At 49.3% G+C, this 22,838-nt stretch carries 17 protein-coding genes; 6 read left to right on the plus strand and 11 right to left on the minus strand.

Features of this window, described 5'->3' with window-relative positions:
* Positions 1 to 34: 34 nt before the first annotated feature.
* The gene (gene wecC / locus HMPREF3170_RS04015) at positions 35 to 1,309 is read left to right on the plus strand and encodes a UDP-N-acetyl-D-mannosamine dehydrogenase (RefSeq protein WP_070477979.1); all 1,275 of its coding nucleotides are present in this window, start codon (positions 35 to 37) and stop codon (positions 1,307 to 1,309) included.
* Here wecC and HMPREF3170_RS11260 read toward each other — a convergent pair.
* Positions 1,302 to 2,135: an ABC transporter ATP-binding protein gene (locus tag HMPREF3170_RS11260; RefSeq protein WP_083290850.1), complete on the minus strand. Its 834-nt coding sequence runs from the start codon at positions 2,133 to 2,135 to the stop codon at positions 1,302 to 1,304. The genes wecC and HMPREF3170_RS11260 overlap by 8 nt on opposite strands.
* Complete coding sequence (locus HMPREF3170_RS04025; protein WP_070477980.1) at positions 2,125 to 2,982, minus strand: ABC transporter permease; 858 nt, start codon at positions 2,980 to 2,982, stop codon at positions 2,125 to 2,127. Before HMPREF3170_RS04025 ends, HMPREF3170_RS11260 begins: the two co-directional genes overlap by 11 nt.
* 153 nt (positions 2,983 to 3,135) lie before the next feature.
* Between HMPREF3170_RS04025 and HMPREF3170_RS11535 the strand changes: the two genes are divergently transcribed.
* Together HMPREF3170_RS11535 and HMPREF3170_RS04035 are read left to right on the plus strand one after the other, a co-directional pair.
* Positions 3,136 to 4,470 (plus strand): glycosyltransferase family 4 protein, encoded by a 1,335-nt coding sequence (locus HMPREF3170_RS11535; protein ID WP_070477981.1) that lies wholly within the window; start codon positions 3,136 to 3,138, stop codon positions 4,468 to 4,470.
* Positions 4,463 to 5,974, plus strand: coding sequence for a glycosyltransferase family 4 protein (locus tag HMPREF3170_RS04035; RefSeq protein WP_168161617.1), 1,512 nt, complete (start codon positions 4,463 to 4,465; stop codon positions 5,972 to 5,974). Before HMPREF3170_RS11535 ends, HMPREF3170_RS04035 begins: the two co-directional genes overlap by 8 nt.
* Here HMPREF3170_RS04035 and HMPREF3170_RS04040 read toward each other — a convergent pair.
* Entirely contained in the window at positions 5,971 to 7,044 is a 1,074-nt protein-coding gene (locus HMPREF3170_RS04040; protein WP_070477982.1) for a glycosyltransferase family 2 protein, read from the minus strand. The genes HMPREF3170_RS04035 and HMPREF3170_RS04040 overlap by 4 nt on opposite strands.
* Positions 7,041 to 8,012 carry a hypothetical protein gene (locus HMPREF3170_RS04045; protein WP_083290853.1) on the minus strand — a complete coding sequence of 324 codons (972 nt, stop codon included), beginning with the start codon at positions 8,010 to 8,012 and terminating at the stop codon, positions 7,041 to 7,043. Before HMPREF3170_RS04045 ends, HMPREF3170_RS04040 begins: the two co-directional genes overlap by 4 nt.
* A gap of 19 nt (positions 8,013 to 8,031) precedes the next feature.
* Here HMPREF3170_RS04045 and HMPREF3170_RS04050 point away from each other — a divergent pair, with 19 nt between their 5' ends.
* Entirely contained in the window at positions 8,032 to 10,542 is a 2,511-nt protein-coding gene (locus tag HMPREF3170_RS04050) for a bifunctional glycosyltransferase/CDP-glycerol:glycerophosphate glycerophosphotransferase (RefSeq protein WP_168161618.1), read from the plus strand.
* Between the two features lie 146 nt (positions 10,543 to 10,688).
* Positions 10,689 to 11,945, plus strand: a complete 1,257-nt coding sequence (locus tag HMPREF3170_RS04055) for an AbiH family protein (RefSeq protein ID WP_141742192.1) — start codon at positions 10,689 to 10,691, stop codon at positions 11,943 to 11,945.
* A gap of 248 nt (positions 11,946 to 12,193) precedes the next feature.
* Here HMPREF3170_RS04055 and HMPREF3170_RS11540 read toward each other — a convergent pair whose 3' ends face one another.
* The 3 genes from HMPREF3170_RS11540 to HMPREF3170_RS04065 form a co-directional block, all read right to left on the minus strand.
* Complete coding sequence (locus HMPREF3170_RS11540) at positions 12,194 to 12,670, minus strand: hypothetical protein (RefSeq protein WP_141742193.1); 477 nt, start codon at positions 12,668 to 12,670, stop codon at positions 12,194 to 12,196.
* A gap of 292 nt (positions 12,671 to 12,962) precedes the next feature.
* A complete protein-coding gene (locus tag HMPREF3170_RS04060; protein ID WP_083290855.1) occupies positions 12,963 to 15,674 on the minus strand; it encodes a bifunctional glycosyltransferase/CDP-glycerol:glycerophosphate glycerophosphotransferase in 2,712 nt (903 codons plus the stop codon).
* A 330-nt stretch (positions 15,675 to 16,004) separates the two neighbouring features.
* Complete coding sequence (locus HMPREF3170_RS04065; protein ID WP_141742194.1) at positions 16,005 to 17,642, minus strand: hypothetical protein; 1,638 nt, start codon at positions 17,640 to 17,642, stop codon at positions 16,005 to 16,007.
* A 464-nt stretch (positions 17,643 to 18,106) separates the two neighbouring features.
* On the opposite strand from HMPREF3170_RS04065, the gene HMPREF3170_RS04070 reads away from it, so the two are divergent.
* Positions 18,107 to 18,355, plus strand: coding sequence for a hypothetical protein (locus HMPREF3170_RS04070; RefSeq protein ID WP_070363455.1), 249 nt, complete (start codon positions 18,107 to 18,109; stop codon positions 18,353 to 18,355).
* Between the two features lie 21 nt (positions 18,356 to 18,376).
* Here the strand turns inward: HMPREF3170_RS04070 and HMPREF3170_RS04075 are convergent, their stop codons facing one another.
* From HMPREF3170_RS04075 to HMPREF3170_RS04090, 4 genes are all read right to left on the minus strand, one after another.
* Entirely contained in the window at positions 18,377 to 19,342 is a 966-nt protein-coding gene (locus HMPREF3170_RS04075) for a Ppx/GppA phosphatase family protein (protein WP_070477988.1), read from the minus strand.
* The gene (locus HMPREF3170_RS04080) at positions 19,339 to 19,884 is read right to left on the minus strand and encodes a DUF501 domain-containing protein (RefSeq protein WP_070478046.1); all 546 of its coding nucleotides are present in this window, start codon (positions 19,882 to 19,884) and stop codon (positions 19,339 to 19,341) included. The genes HMPREF3170_RS04075 and HMPREF3170_RS04080 overlap by 4 nt, the downstream gene beginning before the upstream one ends.
* A gap of 254 nt (positions 19,885 to 20,138) precedes the next feature.
* Positions 20,139 to 21,155, minus strand: coding sequence for a DUF3644 domain-containing protein (locus tag HMPREF3170_RS04085; protein WP_070362111.1), 1,017 nt, complete (start codon positions 21,153 to 21,155; stop codon positions 20,139 to 20,141).
* Between the two features lie 96 nt (positions 21,156 to 21,251).
* On the minus strand, positions 21,252 to 22,436 hold the full coding sequence (locus tag HMPREF3170_RS04090) for an ImmA/IrrE family metallo-endopeptidase (protein WP_070477989.1): 1,185 nt from the start codon (positions 22,434 to 22,436) through the stop codon (positions 21,252 to 21,254).
* Positions 22,437 to 22,838 lie beyond the last annotated feature (402 nt).

The following is a 22,838-nucleotide window of genomic DNA, read 5'->3' on the forward strand; positions in this document are numbered from 1 at the left end:
CGGCATTACCCCCACAATTCCGCTGAGGAGCACCATGACCGCTAATCGACGCGACCAATTCGACATTGCTGTGATTGGCCTCGGATATATCGGGCTCCCGACTGCAGCCTTCTTCGCGTCCACGGGACTGCAAGTCTTCGGGTACGACATCAACGCGGACCGAATAGCGACAATCGCTAGAGGCAAGGTTCCCTTTGTGGAACCCGGTTTCGACGAATTGCTCAAGACCGTAGTCGAGTCTCGATCTTTGTCCGTGGGAACGGAACTTGAGCCTGCGGATGTCTACATTATTTCGGTCCCTACTCCGCTCTCCTCAGACAAATCTGTCGACCCTTCCTACGTTTTCGAGGCAGCAAAGTCGATTGCTCCCCGGCTCCGGGGAGACGAACTTGTCATTCTCGAATCAACAAGCCCTCCCGGTTTATCAGAACAAGTGGCGGAGGTTCTGATTTCTGAACGCAGTGATCTGATGTTGACACCCGGTCAAGCAAAAAGCATTTACGTTGCACACGCCCCAGAACGGGTCTTACCAGGCAAGATCATGGAAGAAATGACAACCAACGCGCGCATCGTAGGTGGCATTAATCCTGAATCGGCAACGCGGGCAAAAGCACTCTATGAGCGTTTTTGCACAAGTGATGTTCTTGTAACTGATGCACGAACTGCGGAGATGGCAAAGCTTACCGAAAACGCCTTTCGGGACGTAAACATCGCATTCGCCAATGAGCTTTCTATCGTCTGTGATGACCTAGGCATTGATGTCTGGGAGCTGATTCGTCTTGCAAACCGCCACCCTCGTGTCAGCATCCTGCAGCCCGGTCCGGGCGTAGGTGGCCATTGCATTGCAGTTGATCCATGGTTCATTGTGGATTCATCACCAGATCACGCACGGCTGATCAAAACCAGCAGGTTAGTGAACGATTCCAAGCCAGACTATGTGCTTGCCAAGATTAATAAAGCACTCACAAATTTGCCGCAGTCTACTACTGCAGCAAATATTGGCATTCTTGGTATCACGTTTAAGCCAGATATTGATGATATTCGTGAGTCTCCCGCTCTACGAATTACGCAGCAGGTAGCTCTCGCGAATCCTGAGGCAAAAATCAAGGTCGTGGAACCAAACCTCGAAAACCTCCCGCACCAACTTCAAGCGCTGAGCAACGTGCAGCTGTGTACGCTTGAAGCGACGTTGCAAGACTCCGACGTCCTTGTCGTGCTCGTTGACCACTCAGAATTCCGTGCAGCCCACGAAAAAATTGCTAGCCACGGAAATCTCGTAGATACGAGAGGCTTATCGAGTTCTAAGTAATCGGACGGTATGACGGCGCAACATACGACTTCCGAAAGTCATCCAGAATGGCGTCGCTCGACTTAATATCGCCTTTCGATTTGTAGTCCGCCCAGCTGGTGTACCCCTGGGTGATTTCATCTACTGGTCCATCAGCGATCATTTCCCCAAGATGTAACCAGGCTGCTCGCGTGCACATCGTTTTAACCTGTCCGACCGAATGAGAGACCAGCACGGCGACACCGGCGGAGGCCGTGAGCTCATCAATGCGCTGTTTCGCCCTCTCCGCAAAGGAAGCATCGCCTGCTGAAAGCGCTTCATCGATGAGCAATATCTCGGGTGAAATAGACGTTGCAATGGCAAACTTTAGTCGCCCCGCCATACCAGACGAATACGTGTTCATAGGACGATCGATCGCTGTGCCGATGTCCGCCAGCTTCTCAATCTTTGGTGTCGCGGCATCAACCTCAGCAGGTGTCATTCCCAATGCAAGGCAACCCAAACGTATATTCTGAGCACCGGTGAGATACGTCTGCATAGCAGCCGAAATACCGAGCAGCGATGGCCGTGAATGCGCTAATACCTGGCCCTCAGTCGGCGCTTCTTGTCCAGCTAGGATTCGCAGGACCGTTGACTTGCCTGAGCCATTTTGCCCCAAAAGCCCTAGAAATTCGCCTGGACTGCCATGAAACGAAACTCCTTTGAGTGCATGGACGACGCGCTCATTTTTCGAGCGATTAAACAGCCCGGTTTCTACTTCTCCGCTCTTGAGATGGTAGTCCTTTACAACATTGTCAACAAGGAATAGTGGGGAATCCATTTTTTCTCCAAAGCTATTATCGGACATTCACGTACTTCTCTTCGGCTTGCCAAAAGAAAACGAATCCGACTAAAAACAAACCGACGCTCCACGCTATGAGTCCTCCCCAGAGTGACCAGGAGGGTGCCGTACCGTACACAACACAGTCACGAATTGCTGTAAGAAATTTGTAGGCTGGGTTCGCCATCATTACTTGTTGAACTGCTTCATGATCCACAAATCGTTCAATTGAAAAGAACACCCCTGACAGGAAGAACCAAGCCCGACTAAACAGATTCACAACCACCTTCACTTCAGGACGAAACGCTGTTAAGCGTGCGACTATGAGCATTAATCCGAGGCCAAAGAGGTGCAACAACAGATACAAAGGAACAACGAGGAGCACAGTCCAGGGAATGCTGACAGTGTCTTTCAACAGCAGCGCTCCCACAACAGCGATAAGTGCCGGGATGAGATTATCTAAAAAATAACGGAGTGCGTGTGAAAAAACGACTGCAGCCCGTGGAAAGTTAAATGAATCAATAAGATTTTTATTAACCTGGATGACTCCAACCGCTGCGGTTAGAAATTGCGACATGAAGCCAAAAAAAATAACACCGATCACCAAGAAGCTGAGAAAGCTCTCTACACCACGGCTGGTCTTCAAGATGAACCCAAATATGAACGCATAAATCAAGATGTCGAAGATCGGAAGCAGGACTAACCAGATTCTCCAAAACGCATAATCTCTCGTCGTTCGGAATGCCTTGCCTTTAGCGTCAGCAACGATAAAAAACCTGCGATTGTACAGTTGCTGCACGTAACCAAGTACCGTAGGTTTTAGCAACAAAGGTTGCAGGGTTTTGCCGTTATACTCAATTGTTTTGTCACTCAAGAAGGTTCTCCCGTTCAGTCTTTCCCTTAAAATCTTAGCGGAGCCGTCAGCCTATCGAGAACCAGGCAGTATACTACCTACAAGCAAGATTTTGCGTTCTACTTCGCCCAGAAATTCACTAAACGAAAGCGAGTCTGACTAGTGGACCATGTGATGGTCATTTCACATTACTGGTACCCTGAGAATGGCGTTCCACAAAGACGGTGGCAGTGGCTCACTGGTCTCCTAGTCGACGAAGGGTATAGCGTGACCGCTATCGCTCCGCCGCCCCACTATTTGCGAAATATTTCTACAAAACGGTGGTGGCAGAGTCTCCACAGCACCAAGAATCGTGGGCCGGAAACTGGACCCCAGGGGGAAAAAATTGATCGAGCTAGTTTCATTCCTGCCAGCCATTCACTGACTTCAAAATCCCTGAACCAGCTATGGTCGGCAATTTCAACTATCCGAATCGCGGCAACCCAGCGAGCATTTCGACAGAAACCCCGCCCAGATCTTGTCATTGGAACAGTACCTGCTATCCCGACGGCTGTTGCTAGCTATGCCGTCGCAAAAGTTTGGAAGTCTCCTTTAGTCATTGATCTGCGAGATGCATGGCCAGAGTTGCTGGAAACTTCGGACAGTTGGAACGCGGCGACAGGAGCTGTCTCAAGAAGAGAAAAGCTGCTGTCCGGCCTGCCTATGACGGTAATGAAGCGATTGGCCACGTGGACTCTCAACAGGATTTTCGCTTCAGCTGAAGCAATCATCGTCACATCAGAGCAACACCGCTTCGATCTTATCGATGCGCTGAATACAACACCTGAAAGAGTTGTCACAGTTCGGAACGTTTTCCCACCCGAGATTCCACTCTTGTCAGCAACCCAATCTTCTCTTTCTGGTCGCACCGAAGAGGACCGTACTCCGGAAAGCACGAAATTCCTTCATGTTTTATACGCAGGGACAATAGGCAGAGCGCAGAATCTCTCCAACGCGGTCATCGCTGCTCACCTAGCTAAGCAGCGCGGGGTACATATTAAATTGCGCCTCATCGGGGCAGGTGCTGCAAAACAGGAAGTAGTCAAACTTGCGCAAGAGCTCGGAGTGGATGTTGAAGTCTTCGGCCGTGTTCCTCCTGATCAGTTACAGCAGCACTATGTGTGGGCTGATACTGCACTAGTGCACCTAACCGACTGGCCCCCACTTTCAAAAGCTGTTCCGTCCAAAACCTTCGAGCTGATGGCCTTAGGCATCCATATCACGGGAGTTGTGTCAGGAGAGGCTGCTCAACTCATCGACGAATTAGGGGCGGGATCAGTAGTTTCTCCGGAGAATCCACGGCTTTTGGCCGAAACATGGACCACACTGGCTAGAGACCGCTCCTTGCTCAATCCCGATGCGCAAGCAGCAGCTTGGGTGGAAGAGGAATTTTCCCAAACCGGACCAACACAGTTCCTACGCCTCGTAGAAGAGGTCATCAATGCAACAAAGGAATCTAACTGTGGCTAAATTCTTCAGACAAGATCTTTCTAGGTCGAAGCTTGCTTTGACAGTCTCATTGAAATTATTCGCGGAAGATCCTATCGGATTTACAGCGAAGGTCGCCGAAAAATTCCGGATGGCCAAGTCTCCGACGCTACAGCGGATCGCCAATTTCTTGTCAAATACCATTAAACAGTTTAGTCATAGTCCGCTGGACATCTATGTCGACGATGGGGAGTTCACGGCGGGCTTGCAATGGGCCAAGAGCCAAAAACACCTATCGCGCAGAGAGAAATCACTGGTGCGTGTTCACCGCGAAAAAATACAACGACTGCACCATGACTTTGCTGATTCAGCGCCTTTGGATAAGGCGCAACGGGTAGTGCACTACCTGACCAACTCTTTACCGCACACGAATTCTGGCTACACATTGCGCTCGCAGAAGGTGCTCGAAGCACAGAAGTCAGCGGGACTCAGCGTGGCACCAATTACGCGCCTAGGCTATCCACTTGTAATTGGAAAAGTTTCCGTGAAGCCGACGGACAACATAAATAGTGTAGTGTACTCACGAATGCTTCCCGATAGCTTTCCGGCGTCGCTCACCGAGAGGGACAAGCTTGCAATCCGTGAACTCGTGAATTTTTGCAAGCAAGAAAAGGCCGATGCTATTCAGACAACGACTGACTTTACCAACGCAATAGTGGTTTCCGAAGCAGCATCCATCTTAAATATTCCCTGGGTATATGAAGTACGAGGCGAATTGGAGTCGACTTGGGCGTCTCGCCGCCCTCAATCCGCCGAGCGCTCGGAGTTTTACAGGCTAGCTCATGAAGCAGAGACCCGTGCGATGCTTGCAGCTGCACACGTGGTGACGTTAAGCGAGATATCGAAGCAAGACCTGATTAGCCGCGGAGTCCCTAGGGATCGGATCACAGTCGTGCCAAATGCGGTAGAAGCTGCTCAATTAACTTGGACCCCAGACAAGTGTAAAACCGCCGATCTACGTAGGTCCCTGGGGGTCAGCGACGACACAACCATCGTCGGTGCAATCACATCTGTGGTGAGCTACGAAGGGCTCGAAGTGCTCATAGACGCCACGAAGTACCTCCCAGACAACTACGCGTTTGTCATCGTCGGGGATGGAAACGATCGTGAACGCCTAGAAAATTTGCCTAATGCAAAGAATGTGCACTTTGTAGGCAAGAAGGCTCAAAGTGAGGTACTTGACTGGTACGCGTTGCTGGACGTTTTCGTTATTCCGCGGCTCGATATGGCAGTTACTAGAAAGGTGACGCCCATCAAAGGCTTGCAGGCACAAGCTCTAGGAATTCCGATCGTTGCTAGCGACCTTCCCGCTCTCCGAGAAGTTACAGGAGGTATAGAAACATATGTCACTCCTGGCTCTGCAGAAGCCCTGGCTCAAGGAATTAGAGAAGTAGCCGGCACAACACGGCAACAAGGGATTGACTGGGCACGAACACGCTCATGGTCAACGAATAGCAACCTTTATAAATCCATTTTCAGGGACTAGACACGAACATGCTCTTCGTTTAAACCAAATGTTTCAACTTCAGCGCTTTGGACTAGCAAGTGATCAGCAGTACTCCATGTGTGCTCACCATGCCTCAAAACTATGAAATTGAACTGGTTTGTCGAGAACACTGGTACCCCCGCGCTTTCTAGACGACGTAAGAAGTCGGTGTCCTCTCCCCGTGTCACATCTGCAAACGGAAACTTCTCAAAGATTTCCTTGCGGGCCATGAGAGTAGCGCCCGCTACAAAATTCGTGAACTGGTTCGTTGTCTGTGCTCGTCTCAGTGCTAATGCATTCGTCGATGAAAAGTAGATATAGTTGGCAGCTTTTCCTACTACTTCCGCATGGTTGTCCCACATCGCGAAGTACTGATCCAACAAATAGTCGGGCAAGTAACGGTCATCATCATCGAATTTAGCTACTACTTCGCCGTTACTATGTAGCACAAGGGTGTTTAAGCAGCTACCAAGACTTACATTCGCAGGTGCAGAAAGACACCCTTCTGCTTCAAACCCATGGGTCAAGATGATGAGTTCCTTGTTCGGATAAGTTTGGCGTGCAAACTGCTCTTTGACATGCGCCAGCTGATTCGGCCGGTTCGTCGATACAATCACGCTAATGAGTGGCATGTCTAAGCCAGCCTCTTCACTCATCTTGAGAAGTCGAGTTCTCCACTGCTTTGCGGCAATTTTCTTTCGTATGAGTGCCGAATTCATTGCAGCTCTGATTTCCGCTTTGTTTTCGGCAATGATCGGTACTCCAGCCCGAATCAGCTCGTCTCGAAAATGCTCGGGAGGATTGATCACAAGTTGGGCATGTTTTCCCAACTCACCGATCTGCAACGGAAAAGGCCTCCACCGCGTGTACCACCCGAGCCCACTATTGATCTCTAGATACGCAATCTTTTGCTCTTTTTCTAATTCTCGCCCAACTTTGCTAGGGCCAAAGGAGACCAACTGGAATTTTCTCTGCTCAACCAGCTGCGGCCAACTCGCCAAAACCTTTAATCCTCCGATTGGCCCTTGCCGTTCGAAAAATAGTCCTATGCGACGCAGGAGTTGCCTCATTGTTGAATCTTCCTGATGCTCTCAATCAACGCTTGACGCAAGGCAGGTGGCAGCTTTTCCAGGACCGTTTTTGCACTCTTCGGCAGTAAGGCTGGAAGGAGATAAGCAGCCAGAACTTCTGTAGGTGGTGGTATGTGTCCCTCTCCCCAATCGCCGAGCACGTAAGTTGGTCTTTCCGACAACATCGCGAGAAATGGCTCCGCGTGGGTGTCTTTATGAATATCGGTACTGTTTTGAAAATAAGTAATAGTTGGTTGGCGTGCGACGGTTTTGTAGTAGCTGGCCAAATCAATAACCTGCTCAGGTGCTTCACTTTTGCAGACAGATGCCCACGCTTTTACAGAATGCTTATGATGATAGTTTTCAATATTGGTCTGTGGATTCATTGCAAACGTCGCGGAGGAGTGTCTCAGCTGTGGTGCGGTTGCGAGAGCTGCGAAGCCTCCGGCAGACCCACCCAGCAACACAGCTTTCCTCTTCTTCCAACGACTAAGCACTGTATCAATGACTTCCGGAATCAAAGTTTGTATTGGCTCATCCCGCACCCCCGTATACCAGCCAATTCTCAAAGTCTCATCGACCGTAAAAGCGGGGTCAGAGATCGAGATGAGGGAGAAAGGCAACCACGAGGATAGTCCGACTCCGGAGAAGTACGGCGGTGTAGTGTCAGTTCTGTCTACGGCCCCGCTAAAGACGACGAGGACACTGTTACCAGGCCTTTTCCGCACCAAGATATCCAGATGCGATATGCCAAGGGATATCCGGTGGATCCCGTCCCCAAAACCCGGAGACTGATGAAAAGCGCTAGGCGAGCTGTGAAAGACGACCGGACAATCCCAGTTTTCGTAATTTGACTTATCCTGTGCCATCAAACTCTTACTCTCGATCTGAGACTCACCGACATGCCGGAATTGAATTGCTAACAGACTACTGTAGCATTTGAAAACTTTTACTAAATAGTCATTCATGGGGAACACGCTAAATATGATGGAATCTGAACTCGACAAACTTCGCGCTTCGCTCCTTCAAGCGCTGCAAGCAGCTGATCCTGCGACTGCCCAATCATTGGCAAATTCAGAAGAATTTCTCGAGCTAGCCAAAATCTGCTCTTACAGGTCCGCTCCTGAACCTGATTACGAATCCGATCACTCGGGTCTCAGCTACGGGCAGCTTAGAATGAAAAAAGCAATCGTGGCGTCCAGAGTGGCGAAAGTAATTTCCCGTAATCTGTTGCAGCGCTCAGCAGCCGACCCGTATCAGTTCAGCGCATTGGTGAGCGTATATAATTCTGCAGATTTCCTTCCTGATCTTTTCAAATCTATTGACGAACAAGAATTCCAAAACGTCGAGTACATTTTTGTCGATGATGGCTCCCAGGATGGCAGTCTTGACATCATTCGCTCTTGGGCTTCCCGGAAAACTAACGTAACGCTCATCGGCCTCGACAAAAATACAGGACCGGCCTCTGCCCGCAATCTAGCAATTGAATTTGCAACAGGTTGTTGGATTACCGTTGTGGATTCCGATGACGTTTTGGACCGAAATTATTTCCAAGAGGTCTTCGAATTCATGCAGCGGCACCCCGACTGCTCCATGTACACGACTCGAGTCCTACGGTTGAATGGAACTACAGGTGAAGTCGCTGACTCGCTACCCTTAGGTTTTAAATATCGCGAAGGCAACAGGGTTATTAATCTCGATGCCCACCCCACTCATATCCAATTGGGAGCAACCGCTTTTCTAAAACGCGCCAGATTGGAAACTCTCGGTCTAATGTACGACGAACGGGTCAGACCGACCTTTGAAGATGGAAACCTAATTTGTCGATATCTGCTGAGTGCCAATTCAAAAGAAAACTCGTCATTGGACATCGGCGAAATAGCTTCAGCTCTTTATTTTTATCGCTCACGGAATGACAACAGTTCGCTAGTACAAAGTGGATGGAGCATTGGCGAACGGTACGACGACCAACTTCGTTTTGGTTACCTCTACTTACTGCGGGACGCAATACGGGAATTGGGATTCGTCCCCAAATGGTTGGGCAACACAGTTCTTTATGACCTCTCTTGGTACTTCACCGAAGACATCACCACTCGAGCCCGCACCATGTGGTTGTATCACCAGCCCCGGCTCAAGCAAACATTTCTTTCATTGCTTGAGGATATATTCGCACTGCTGCCGAAAGATTCCGATCCGTGTCGACCCGTTAGCCAGACGATCAGGGACACTTGGTCCATCAAATACTGGGGGGCAGCGCAAACTGGTAGTTTTTGTCAACACTTTTTTGATGAACCGTTTGCCTATGTCGCGTATGAGAAAGAACCACGTCTTGTAAAGGGAAGTAACCCCCTTTCCTGGCCAGAACGCATGCGCCTTAGGCAGCTTGTAACAAGAGCTAATCCAGCCACGAACCTCATGAATGCTGTCTCGAGAAAGAGACGCCATCTACTCAAAAAAGCTGGCAAACTGAAAGCAGTTATCATTCTCAATCTTCCCTGGGTTCCTACCAGGTTGAAAGACGCCTGGATAATTACCGACCGCGTCACTGGAGCTGGAGATAACGGCGAGCACTTATACCGATGGATTGTAGACAACACTGACCAAAAGGCTTTTTACGTTCTTCGGCGGGGAGCTCCGGGCTGGGATCGGCTCAAGTCCAGCGGATACAAGGTGCTGCCATACGGAAGTGTTCGCTCAATCCTTGCGTACCTAAACGCTTCGGCGATAATTTCATCGGACGCAGTTGTCGAGTCACGAAATCTTGCACCCGCATACCTATACGGTCGACCTAAAGCACCCTTCATCTTCCTCCAGCATGGGGTTATCTATAACCGCAACATCAAGAATATTGCTGGCTGGCTAAACACTATCGATATCGACCTTATGTTCACGTCGAGCAAAGCCGAAACCGAGTACGTGGCGGGGAACGATTCCCGGTTCAGGATCGCCCCAGACAGGGTATTTCAAAACGGAATGCCGCGTTGGGACAGGCTAATTAAGCTCTCAAACGAAAAAACCAATTCGGCGACCAAGCGTGTCCTTTTGATGCCAACCTGGTTCCCCGGCAAGGACTACAGCTCCTGGCGAAATTTAGCCTCATTACTCAAGGAAAAGTATGAGGTCCAGATGGTAGCCCATCCATCTATCGCGCAAGAAGTTTCTGGCTCAAACCGAGAAGCTTTTGTCGATCCACGACAAGACGACTTTCAAGCCAGCCTCGCCCAGTGCGATGTACTGGTTACCGACTATTCTTCAGTTCTTTACGACGCCCTGACAATTGGCCGCCGCGTAATTTTATACCGACCCAAGCCTGATCGCCCAGTGCTAAGTTCTGACCCGAGAATCAATGAAATACCAGTTACAAAGAGTCCACAACAATTAATGTCTGTCTTGAGAGCTTCGACCTCACAAGCACAAACACGCCGGATAATTCAGAAAACCGATTCCTGTTCAAGTGCTTATGACGCTATTGCTAAATTTCTTCGGTCTAGCTCCTGATATACTGTAATGAACAGCTAAGCGCTTCCCTCCCTCCGTTGGTTTTAAACCAGCGTTGGAGGGAGCAAGGAAACCTATTTTTTGCGTCTTCGTATTTAGACTACAGGATTTACTCGTTTCATATCCACGATAAGGATCGCGTAACAGTGACACACAGACAGCATCGTGACCCAAAACCGATTGAGCCTCAGCGAGCAATTCGCGTTTATGATACTTCTGACTACGAAGAGCTAAAAGAAGGATACCAGCATAACATTATGATGCTGGTTGGTAACGGTTTTGATATTTCCGCCTTGCAAATGCTCGAAGCCGACTATCGGACTACCTACACCTCGTTTTTCTATTTTCTCAAAGCTCAAAATTTCAATCCGCAGAACGTGTTGTTCTCCTTGATGAACGATTTGAGAATAAAGCACGAGGGGGCTCAGACAAATAACGAGCAAGCCTATTCTAATTGGAGTGACTTCGAAGTTGCACTACAACAGCTATTAGACGAACAAAGTTCTATTTCACAGGCAAAACTGCGAGAGGATCTTCAACAACTTCAACAAGCATTTTCGCGCTATCTGGACATCGTCGTTTCCCCAGATATACTTAACCGTCTGGACCGACAAGCTAAGCAGAATGGATGGGCAGACCTCACTTTTTCGAGGTTCTTGGAGGACTTAAATGAGGAGCAACATCGACGCATAGAGCTCGCTCGCAGCTTCAACCACTACCACCTGCTCAACGTCAATGTAATCAACTTTAACTTTACGTTTCTGCTAGATAATTACCTCTTTCTTGATCAGCATCAGTTCGATCCACACCGCCACCTTCATGCCGACAGGAACTTTAGCTTCTGGCCAAACCGCCGTGACTTCCGCTATAACGGCAGCGAAGGCAATAAGAGGACCGTATGGTCATCCTATCTTATGACCGAGATTCACCATCCGCACGGTGTCCAACAAGTTCCGCGTTCACTTTTGTTTGGTGTGGATGCATCTGACGACGTTGCCAAAAAGGGTTCGGAAATGAAACTGGAAAAACCCTTTTGGGCTCAAACCCCACGACGCTTCCAGAAAATGATTGCTGAAAGCGAACTTTTTATTATTTTTGGCAGTTCTTTAGGCTCGACGGACCGTTGGTGGTGGCGCCATATCCTTGCTGCGGTTGGCCGAGGCGCTCAAGTAATCATCTACCAGTACGTTGCCGATCTTTCTTCAACAAGCATTACGGAGGATACTTCACGTGACACTTTCGTTAAGGAAAACTTTGATCGAGCTTTGTTCGACACCGAATCTCTTGACGACCAGAGCCTCATCGCCCAACTCAAGGAAAATATCATCGTCGTTCTATTTGATGATCCAACATCCTTGTCCGCTTTTGGGTGGTCGACATCAAAATCACAGCCTACCATTTGAAGTAGCGACTAGATGCCAGTGATTAGGACGTCGCCAAGATCATATTCGACCCTGAGGGCCAACTGCCAACAGTGATCGCACCGCAGTCGGCGGCAGTTTATTGGATTGTTGAGCTCCCGGACGGGATTTAGGGGGCTGATTCGTTGGTCAGCCTGTCGACTCGGGTAGTTGGCACCAACTACCCGACAAGCCTATTTAGAAGGCAACCAAGGGGAAGCTTGGGGGCGGTACAACCAATTTGTTAGCATCTACAGGTTTGTATCCGTGATGTCGTAGTCAACAATAGCTTCGCGACAAGCACGTCGCAGCTGACATTTTCTACTGTACCCATTTACGCGCACCATGAACCGCAGATCTTTCAACGGAGAATCCAATTTACGAGCTGCAAAAGTAATTTGCGAAAACAGCACTCCTTCTTTCATCCCATCATTCGGCAAGACGACCTCGTCAACAGCATTATCTAGTGGGAAGCTTAATAGACTTCGCGGCTCCACGGGGATTGGAATACCTCCTCTTTTGGAAGTAATACTTAATGAGCCCACCTTGATTGGGCGCTTTCCCCAATTGCAAATTCCAACGACAACGAAATTCTTCGGGTCTACGTCACCACACGAATAGTCTCCAGTGGCAAATCTGGTAGTAATAAATACCGCGATTAAAGAAGTGCAACGCGACTTTATAAAATCAAAAAGATAGCTTATTATACTTATGATACCTTTATACATTCACCCAGGTTACCACAACAACTCACTTTTGTACAGTCCTTTAGATGTGTCTGGGTTCGACCCCAAACTTGCCAATACCCCCTTAAGGTGCACCATCTAAATTAGCGATGATTCCATATCCATGAGAATCAAACTCAAGTCGGCACCCTGCGATCGCCACATCACCATCGCCGTACGTAGACAGGTACTGAGCCCATACAAACATAGACAAGGTCATTCGCTATACGCTCCAACGAAACATCCGAGGCCCCATTTCAAATAAGAAATAGTTCGTCAAATCTCCTCGTGCCTACTACTGCTCCAGCAGTTTTTTAATCTCTCGCTCCACTCGAGCTGAATTATTCTTGTCCTTGAACGCAAAAAACTCGTCCATTCGGCTAAGATACTCTCCCCTAGGGACACCATTAGACTCAATACCTGCGATTATCGCGTCCACAGTAGATTCTACACTTGTACAGACCGGCCCAAATCCATCCTCCATGTAGTCAAAATAGCCTTTTGTATAAGTGTGGTTCTTAAAGAACGTGTCATAGTCAAACTGCGAATACACAACGAATTTCCGGAGATAAGCGGCGTCGACGGCGACACTTGAATAGTCCGTAACAAATACCGTCGCCTTGCTTATTAAATCTTTATAATCAAAGGGAGGCTTTAGCACACTGACCTGAGGAGACGAGCGGAAATCCCCAGCCTGGACCGCGTGATTAGGGTGTAATACTAGCTTTAGCTTGAATCCAGTCTTTTTAAGGACCCGGTTAAGACGCTCATTCTCGATAAGTTGCTGATAAAACGCGAAATATTCTGAGTTTCGAAACTCTGTATTATAAACTCGCTTTTTCGTCTCTTTATCGACACTACCAGCTAGGTGTTTTCTCCACGTAGGAGCGATAATTACCGTCTTATCATGCGCAAAACTTAGTCGGTCATAACGTGGTAAGCCAGTCAGAGCGACCCGGCCCTCTCCGAACCCGTATTCGCCATCAACGATAGAACGATATTCACGATCACCAACCGTAATGAATTGGTCAATCGTCTTATCATAGCAATTCAGCCATCCACTTAGGTTTTGAATGTTAACTCCATGGCCAAGGAATACAAAACGGTATCGGTAGCTGCCTCCCATAATCTTATGGTCTTTCCCAAACGGATTCAAGACATAATCATCGGCCTGGGATGAAGCAAACACATCAGCAACCAAAAATAGAACGCGTCCCCAAAAGGTAGAAGGATCTACGACCCTACCTACTTCCGAAAGCTCATGGAATGCGGCGTCTGCTCTTGAATGCAGAAAGAAGATCTTTTCATTGCGGCTCTTATTCTGATTCAGATATCTGAAAAACGCCTCGCCATTATCTCCCGCAGAGGAGAAGCGGTCCGAAATTATCCACCATTGACGTTTCTTAGATAACCTTATCCCCAGTGCAAGGATACGATACCATAACAATAACAACTTTCTCCGCTGTATTCCTTTATACGGCCCTGTAGCAATATCTTTTGCAAAAGAGAGTTCTCGGCGCATAAGCGCCCGTTTGCTTACTGGTTTAACAGCCAGTTGCCTGTTTTCCACGTTTTGAACAAACCAGTCACCGAACTCACGATACGCCGTACGTGAATTGGTCATCTTCGCGTTCTTTGTGAAGACAAACTCGGTAGCATAAATATGCCCACCATACTTGACGGCAGGGGTTATCCGAGTATCCGGCCCGACCGGAATTTTGATTACGAAATACGGGGGCTTGAAAAGCGGTTCTCCCAAAAACTTCACTGTTTTATATTGAGGAGTTTCGGTTCGAATACTCTTGACAAATTCGCCATTCAGAATAAATCCAAACTGTATGCCATTAAGCGGTAGGCCTTTATTAAAACCCTTAAGCTCCAGTTTTCCATCTCGAATGTCGATCGAACTGACATGGCATTTAAAGTTGGTTGGTCCAGGGGCCCAGACGCAAAAGCCTCGATAGTAGAATCTCTGATTCCGCAAGTCCATGGAGGACATTGGATCCTCGCCATATTTAATGGAGAACATATAGAGCTTATGCTCGATGTTCACATGTTCGAGGCGCATTATGACCGAATCATCCAAATGCTCTATGAGTCTCTTTAACCGCCGCTTATAGTCATCTTCTTGCCAGTCAAGTAGTACAGATTGCTTTGCTTGCTTTAATCGCCACTGCAGGTCATACGCGACTACCATCTGGACATAGCGAGGTATTTTTCCTGATTCGGAATATGCATACTGATTAAACAAACTAAAGGCAAAGTATTCCAATACCGGCGAATACCAGTCCGGTACGTTTACATTCTGATCTAGAGCGGATCCTCCTCCTTCCCGCTTTCGATACAAGTATCCGCCCTTGTCAACCACGCCGTACTTACCTGTACGCATAATAAACTGCGTTACAGCTTTCATATCCTCTGCGTATTTCAAACGAGAATCCAAATGGATTTGCGAGTATACAAAAGCTTTTCGCTCAACGAAAGAGCTACTCAAAGATCCCTGGATAAGGGACCACTCTTTACTTACATCAATTACCCGACTTCCTTTTCTAAACTTGCTATTTAGTAGATGTTCTCCTTCACGCGCACCAAAAAAATGAATTGGAACAGTTGCCAACTCGACGCCATCGTCATGTCGTGACTCAAAAAACTCTAGAACCGATTTCAGCGTGTCTTCGGCGTATAAATCATCAGGATCGAGAAATCCCAAGTACTTTCCCCGCGCCATAGAGATTCCACGGTTCCTCGTTGCACTGACCCCTCTATTTTCCTGTTGATAATACCTAATATTGTCAGGAAAGCGCTGTTGATATGCAGTGCAAATATCATGTGAGCCGTCCGGTGATCCATCATTAATTAAAATGATCTCCGTATTTTCCACAAAGGGAAGTGTCTGGTTTATTACGCTGTCAACCGCCTCGGCTAAGTAGCTTTCAACGTTGTATACCGGCATAATGATCGAAAATTTTAGGGAGCAATCCGGCGTAGAGTACTGAGATTCAGGCATAGTTAGTTTTCTAAATTGTCTTCAAGCTGGTTAGAAATTCGTGCAACCGAACGTTGACTCCAATACTAATACATCTGCTTTCTGTCTACCATTTTCGTTAGAGCCTAAGACGATTGGATGCTCAATTCTGATTACATTTCGCCACTATCCACTCACCCCTGCACCGGCAAGCCTGAATGGATTAGACACTCAAGGGTTCAATTTTCACGTTTTGCAGGTTGACCTAGCAGATCAACTTATCCATGAATCCGAGCGCTATGTAGTGCATCCGGCATGCCAATGGTACGTTTGGTATCGGTTGGCCACGAAGGTAAAGAAGATCTATTCTGGCTAGTTTACTTCAATACTGTGGAATCCAGACTCATCTTTTGCGATAACGCCAATGATGCCGGAACTCGCGAAAATATCCCTCGTCATTACCAGCACACTGCACCGATAAACGCCACGAGGGATCGAGCCCGCAAGATCCAAGGGTTCTCTTCGGAGCGTGGCATAAGCCGACTTCGACTGTGAAGGCGCCACTCCGTTGGGCCTTTCCAAAAGCCCCAACGGAAAAATAAAACGTCTGTCGATGCTTTCTAACAGGAGCCTGACCACACCATCACCCCAATTGCGTAACACTGCCCCCCTGGGAGCAAGACGGCCATGCAGAGTTAATTTTCCGTCTTGAGTTATTTGAAACTGCTCAACGTAGTTGTACTCATTTTTATCTACCACGCGAATTTGCTCGATCAGCAATTTATCAACGTAGACATGTTCCTGCGTATTTACGTACCTGAAAGCGTAGCTTTCTTCAAAGATTCCTCCCCACGAGTCCGAATCGGACTGGAGGTCTCTCTCTGCCTTGAATGAACGATCCGCGAACTCAACCGCAATTCTTAAACGATTATGCCCTAACGGGAAATCACCGATTGGGATACCCTTTCGTCCCAAAGTCGCAGTCAAACCTGCAGAGTAATCAACATACTCCCAACGCGTATTTCGCGTAGTAGTTTTGTTATCAATTAGCGAGCCCAATCTAAACGTATCCTCGCCAACTATCAAGTTTCTGTTCATTTGGCCGTGTCGCTCAACAGGATACCCCCTGACAATGGTGTCAGCCTCGAGAAATAGACGAGTGTTTTCGATGTGAAGCTTGCGTAGTTTGGTCTCGAGCTTGCCATGATCCTTGTTTGCGATCGGAGAGGTTAACTCTTGATAATCTTCCACCACTTGTTCGCCTAAATGTGGGTTGAGACCGTCCAAGAGCAACAACAGTACAGCTTGCACCAAAGGCACCGAATACGGAGTGACATCAATGTGTTCGGAGATGTGTCGCGAGTTGACGCGTATTAAGCTGAAGTTTTGCATCCGCCTCAGGCTATGCAAACTTGGCTCAATTTCTTGCTCATACTGGTGATCATTTTCGGACGTTAATATAATAATTGGGATTTTACTTAGGGCTTGTGTATCAATTAGGTCCGGAAGCATCTTATCCATAACATCAAATATGGTCTGGTTGCCTCCGCTTACTTCCTCAGCGCAGGTAGGCCAATTCTTTTTGAGGTACTGGCCAACTTTGAATTGTGGAACAGTTACCATACAGCCACCCAAGTTCAACTTCAGGGTGTGATAAAGTGCGGCCGATCCCCCTTTTGAAAAACCAGTAGCGACAATATAACTACGCGGGATGTTAAAATATTGTGTCAACACATCAACGAACTCTTCAACTAGCCGTGTCGGTGTATTTGTACCATCCAAATAAGCATAGTAAGTATTGGCATTGTTATCGCCGAATTCGTCGTAAATCCAGATGATATCTTCACGCACCGGGTCGAAGCCACGACCTTGAAAATCAAGAGTTCCTTTTGGCCGAAAACCCGAAAACACTAGAAGAATTCGTCGCCTATCCGTCTTTCCTGGTTTATAGCGATATTTTAAACGGCCAGAGTTTAGATCGATGTAATTATCACCCGGTTTGAGGGTCATTTGGCTCTTTCCCTTCAAAGCATATGCCTACTAACACGATTTGTCCCGAGGTCTCCTGTTCCCAAGTTTCCTTATCAACATCTTACTGGACGACCCCGATCAAATAACTTTACCAGGCCCATAATTCACACATGGCTGTATACGAATGATTTTCGTCAATGAACTCACTTTAAAGGCCCGCTACGGGCTGAAACGGGAAAATTTTCAGGTTTAGATTGTCAAGGCTTCCTAACCAGAAATTCATACTAAAAAAATTATGAGGTAACTCTGTTGACTGCCTACGAATATATCGCACGGCTGAGGTGGATTTCATAGCATCACGACTATGCTACGCGCGATAAAGAAAAACCTTGTTGATTTTATCTCTCAGACTTATTACTTAAGAGCCTACAATGAGACTCTCTGGTAGGAGAAGAATCAACACCTAACTTACGGTTAGGATAGAAGAATGTACTATGGCACCCATGATTCAATTCGTTGTCGGAGCAGCCGCCGGGTACGTGTTCGGCACGAAAGCCGGGCGCAAGCGCTATCACCAAATTGTCAACGCCACGCAGAAGGCAGTGAACTCGCCGGTGGCCAAACAAGTGGTGACGTCCACCCGCAAGGCCATCGCGAACAAGATCGATCCGGAACCCCGCATGCGTGAGATCAAGGATTTACGGGGTAAGCGGGGGCACCAAGACCAAATCCTGGAACCAGACGAGGACTAGCGTTTACTTGCGTTAAAGTTACTATTCGTGGCTTGCCAACGAGGCCACGATGCCGTCGAGGATGTCTTTCTCACTGATCACAATCGAGTCAAGACCAGTGAGATCCTCGGCGGCTTTTAATATTTCCTCGACGACAGCGGCGCCGGCGGGGATGACGTCGGCACGTCCGGGGTGGATCACCGGGTGGTCCTTGCGTTCCTGCACGCTCAACGCTTGGATCTCAGCGATGGTGGCGCGCAGATCGTCGAAGGAGAGACGGGAGAGGTGGATGCGGGTTGGGTCGTACTCGGGAAGGCGCTGGGTGAGCGCGGAGAGCGTCGTAAAGGTGCCGGCGCAGCCGACCACCGTGCGGGCCTTCGCCATGTTGACCACCGCTGCCGCATGCTGCACCTGCTCGCGCGCGTAATCGCGGGCCGCGCGCAGCTCCTCGGGTGCTGGCGGATCCGAGCACAAGAAACGCTCCGTGAGGCGCACACATCCCATCTGGGTGGAGATGCGGCCCTCGATGGTGTCGCCGTTGCCCACAACGAACTCGGTAGAGCCGCCGCCTAAGTCGATGACGCAGAAGGGGCCGTCGTCGGCAGGAAGGTCCATCGTGGCACCGATGAAGGAAAGCTGGGCTTCCTCCTCCCCCGTGATCACCTCCGCCTGTGCGCCGGGCTGGATCTGGCTGAGCAGCTCGCGGGTCATGTCGAAGAAGACGTCACGGTTGGAAGCGTCGCGAGTCGCGGAGGTGGCGACCATGCGCACACGCTGCGCACCCTCGGCGAGCATGCGCTCAGTGTAGGTGGCGAGCGCCTTGCGGGTGCGCTCAATCGCCTCCGGGTTAAACGCGCCGGTCTCGTCCACGCCCTGCCCCAAGCGCACGATGATGTTCTCGCGGCAGACTTCCTCGAACGTGTTCGTCTCGGGGTCGAAGCGGGTGATCAGGAGGCGAATGGAGTTCGTACCGCAGTCAACCGCGGCGAGCGTTAGTGGCTGGCTCATGCGAGGTGCTCCCCCGCCTCAGCGAGCGTGATGCCGAGCTGCTCCAGCGTCGGCCAATCAGCCGGGATCGCGGTGCCGCGCAGATTACCGTGCTCGGCAGCGAGCGCCACAGCCTCCGTGCCGAAACGGAAGTGCTCCGGGCCCTCCGCCAACGCGTAGGCAATCAGCACATGCAAGCACTTCACCCGGTCCGGCATGCCGCCGCCAGAGAAGTCCGTACCCAGATCCTCAATCTCGTTGCGCTTCGCCAAAAAGTACTCGTGGGCACGGCGATAGTCCTTCTGCAAGTCCTCGTCCACGGCCAGGCGGGCCTCCATCCACTTCATCACCTGAGCGCCCTCCAAACGCGAAGCCTCGGCCGTGAGACGGCGGTCCGTCAGGTAGTAGAGCGTGGGGAACGGAGTGCCGTCGTCAAGCTTTGGTGCAGTCTTGACCACCGCAGGCTGGCCGTCCGGCGTGCGGTAGGAAATTTCCAGCACACCGCGGGGCGCGCGGCCGAGCTGCTCCTGAATGATATTGAGATCCTCTTGAGTCGGTTGCATGAGCAACATTGTTCCACACGGGGTGGGCGGTGGTGGAACGGTGCGGCGGAGGTGGGTTGAGGCTTCAGCTGCTTCTTGCACAATCAGTCATGGGGGCATTGCCTAACTGACTAAGGTTGCGTAGAATGTGTACCACAGCACCAACCCGAGAAGGATACAGCTGGGTTCCCGAATGGGAGTAAGGTCAAACGACCTGAGAATTCCTTTGCTCCAAGGGTTGGTGTTTTACTTTTCGAAGGCGATTTGCGGCTCAGTTATTTTGTATTAATTTTCCTTCTTAACTGATCAAGACAGTGACCAGGGTCTTTTTCAACTTGATGCGCGATAAATTCGACTGCTGCCTCGGAATATATCCAATTGCTCGTTTTCTCTCCCGCAGTCTTACGGTCGTAGGAGAAGCGCTCATCGCCTTTCATCTCGTACGCTTTGGTAAAGAGTTGGAAAGCATACGTAGTAAACTTCTCTTTCACTGAACCATTGAAGCAAAAAGTAATGCCTCTTTTCTTTAACAAAGAATCGATCTTTTTAGTCGCGTTACCAGCAGTATAAGGATAAAAGCTAACGGCATCTTTCACATCCTTGACGATGGCGATGCCATGCTCCGATCCGTTTTGAATGTAAACATTCAAATCTGCATCATTCTTCTTTTTAACCAGCCTCAACGAGGTCTCGTAAGTCGCCGCGATCCTCTGATTTCCTTCAGCCCCGATAGCATCCGCAACATCTTTCCGCCGGGCAAGTAGTTCCTGCGCAACTGCAGCGTCATACTTTGTCCGAATAACGTCAGGAACGATTGCACCTCTTCTCATTGCCAAGGCCAACCGATTGTCTGGGATGAGCTCGCTTACCGAACGGTTATGCAATTCCCAAAGCTTGTCCGCATAGTTTTCCACGCACGACTGCAAGAAGGGCCCATAAAACAAGTCGTACTCGTCTGTAATGAAGTGCGTGTTCGTATTACGAAACTCCATCACATTCTTCATGTTTACCCGAAGAGGATCCTTCTCATTCGTAAAAACCCTCTTCAAACAATCGGAAAGAGCAAGAGTCCTACTAGGATCATCTTTGAAGTAAATTGAATCAATGCCCCACTTTCTGATCATGTGAGCTTTCAGCATCAGCTCCCAAGCATTGCACAACAAAATCGAACAACTTTCCGCACCGTATTTTAAGCTCGGTCGATTGTACAGTTCGACAGCAAGAACAAACGCCTCCTCACTCTTATCCAGCAAGCGGGTAATTGTCTGCTCGTTTCCTTCATCGATACACATATCACCAAAGTTTACTCGAATCGATACGCAAAGACGTTCTAATATCGATCCCTTTGGTTTCGCTGCGCACCCTGTCCTGCCTGCGCTTTCTAAAACCTAATCCCCGATCAGCTGAAATTTGCTTCCTAAGTACTCTGCCTCCCTGCTAGCCCAACCGCTTTTCTTCACCAGGTTCTCAAAGGACTTATACGAGGCAGCGCCAAGAAGCCGCGCAGCATCTCTCTCAGGAATCTGTCCAGACTTTGCGGCAAAGGTGATCGTCTCGAAGAACCGCTCGCCGACGCGAGACCGAACGAGGACATGGAACGAAGGACCGCCGCTGCCTTCTTGTGTAGCTTTCTTTTCTTTCCTGACACGGACCAATCGCATAACTTCGTCGAACTCTTGTTGCTCGATCAGGAAAATATCTTTCAAGCGCAACAGCATCGCTTCCCTACTGATGCCAAACACGCTTGCCAGAGACGTGACGTTGTCGAGCAAAGAACACTTCTTGTTGTACCGTTCTTTCACTGCAGTCTCTGGGGCAATGAATGCCGCTGCAAACTCGTTACACCAGCGCTCTACCCGCAGGTGATCGCTGTGGTCAGAAATACCAGCCTTCCCCAAAGCAACATGACCCAACTCGTGGGCGAGACTGAAGAGCTGCGCAGTTTTAGCGTCACTTGTATTCACAAACACCAGGCAGAATTCCCCATCAATCAGGGTGAATCCGCGGAACTCATCAATACTGAAATGACGTTGCGTAGAGTTTCCGACAATGGAATTTCGGGATACTAAAATCCCTACATCTTCCATCTGATGCGCTAGTGTCGTCACTCTCTCTGGCCCAGGAATTGCAGAAGCCTCGTCAAACCCCAGCGCGATGCGAGCCTGGCGAGCAGCCAGGATGGAACTGGTGGAATCTTGGGCAGAGCGCAGAATTTCAGGACCAGGAATTCCAACTTCCTCCGCGTAATCCGAGTACCACCCCAAGCGCGCCTCGGCGGAGTGAATAACTTCCTGCAGGTCAGGACTCAACCCATCGAGACGCTCATTTCTGACAGTACGAAAATCAGGTAAATCAGTCTCTTCGCCAGAAGGCGCCTGTAGAAGGAGCCGTCCAAATGGGATACGAGCTTTCTTCGCTAGCTCTTCCGCTTGGTTGAGCGTCGGACGCTCCTCCCCTGAGCGCCAATCGTTTACCTTGGGAAACGTGGCACGGAGCTTTTCGTCACTGAGTCCCGTACGTCGCAGCGCCCAGTCCAATACGGACGGCTCAATATCAATACGCAGAACCCCCATCGCTTCCCTCCTTTCAACCTTGGTAATGCAAACGGCACAACAGAATTGAGAATACTTTAACTTGCCTGGTTAAACGTTAAAACCCAAGGACCCAGCCGAAGAACTCAGTGAGCTTCGAGCGCTTCTTTCTTTTCGGGAGCGTGAGGTAATCAATCAGCCACTGCTCCTCTCGTTGTCGCAAGCCGTTGGGTTGGTTTCAGGCTACACAGTTCTGGTTCTTGATTGCGCTTGTTGGACCCCAGCGTGGGCGTAAAAAGCGTGTGCTAGATGTCGTGCGATGCAGGTCGCGCTGTTTGGGCCGGGCTTGGCGGTTTTCGGCGACCAGCGTCGCACTCCTTTAATCGCACGCTGCTAATAGCACGCTGTTAGTCGGTCGACGGGAGCGCTCGGGGTGGCGTCGGT

Origin of the sequence: Corynebacterium sp. HMSC08D02, assembly GCF_001807505.1 — a bacterium.
GTDB classification, from domain to species: Bacteria; Actinomycetota; Actinomycetes; order Mycobacteriales; family Mycobacteriaceae; genus Corynebacterium; species Corynebacterium pseudogenitalium.

Coding starts and splice junctions, on each gene's coding strand:
- wecC (WP_070477979.1), top strand. CDS start 35: ATGACCGCTAATCGACGCGACCAATTCGACATTGCTGTGATTGGCCTC.
- HMPREF3170_RS11260 (WP_083290850.1), bottom strand. CDS start 2,135: ATGTCCGATAATAGCTTTGGAGAAAAAATGGATTCCCCACTATTCCTT.
- HMPREF3170_RS11535 (WP_070477981.1), top strand. CDS start 3,136: ATGGTCATTTCACATTACTGGTACCCTGAGAATGGCGTTCCACAAAGA.
- HMPREF3170_RS04040 (WP_070477982.1), bottom strand. CDS start 7,044: ATGAGGCAACTCCTGCGTCGCATAGGACTATTTTTCGAACGGCAAGGG.
- HMPREF3170_RS04045 (WP_083290853.1), bottom strand. CDS start 8,012: ATGAATGACTATTTAGTAAAAGTTTTCAAATGCTACAGTAGTCTGTTA.
- HMPREF3170_RS04050 (WP_168161618.1), top strand. CDS start 8,032: ATGGAATCTGAACTCGACAAACTTCGCGCTTCGCTCCTTCAAGCGCTG.
- HMPREF3170_RS11540 (WP_141742193.1), bottom strand. CDS start 12,670: ATGTATAAAGGTATCATAAGTATAATAAGCTATCTTTTTGATTTTATA.
- HMPREF3170_RS04060 (WP_083290855.1), bottom strand. CDS start 15,674: ATGCCTGAATCTCAGTACTCTACGCCGGATTGCTCCCTAAAATTTTCG.
- HMPREF3170_RS04065 (WP_141742194.1), bottom strand. CDS start 17,642: ATGACCCTCAAACCGGGTGATAATTACATCGATCTAAACTCTGGCCGT.
- HMPREF3170_RS04070 (WP_070363455.1), top strand. CDS start 18,107: ATGATTCAATTCGTTGTCGGAGCAGCCGCCGGGTACGTGTTCGGCACG.
- HMPREF3170_RS04075 (WP_070477988.1), bottom strand. CDS start 19,342: ATGAGCCAGCCACTAACGCTCGCCGCGGTTGACTGCGGTACGAACTCC.
- HMPREF3170_RS04080 (WP_070478046.1), bottom strand. CDS start 19,884: ATGCAACCGACTCAAGAGGATCTCAATATCATTCAGGAGCAGCTCGGC.
- HMPREF3170_RS04085 (WP_070362111.1), bottom strand. CDS start 21,155: ATGTGTATCGATGAAGGAAACGAGCAGACAATTACCCGCTTGCTGGAT.
- HMPREF3170_RS04090 (WP_070477989.1), bottom strand. CDS start 22,436: ATGGGGGTTCTGCGTATTGATATTGAGCCGTCCGTATTGGACTGGGCG.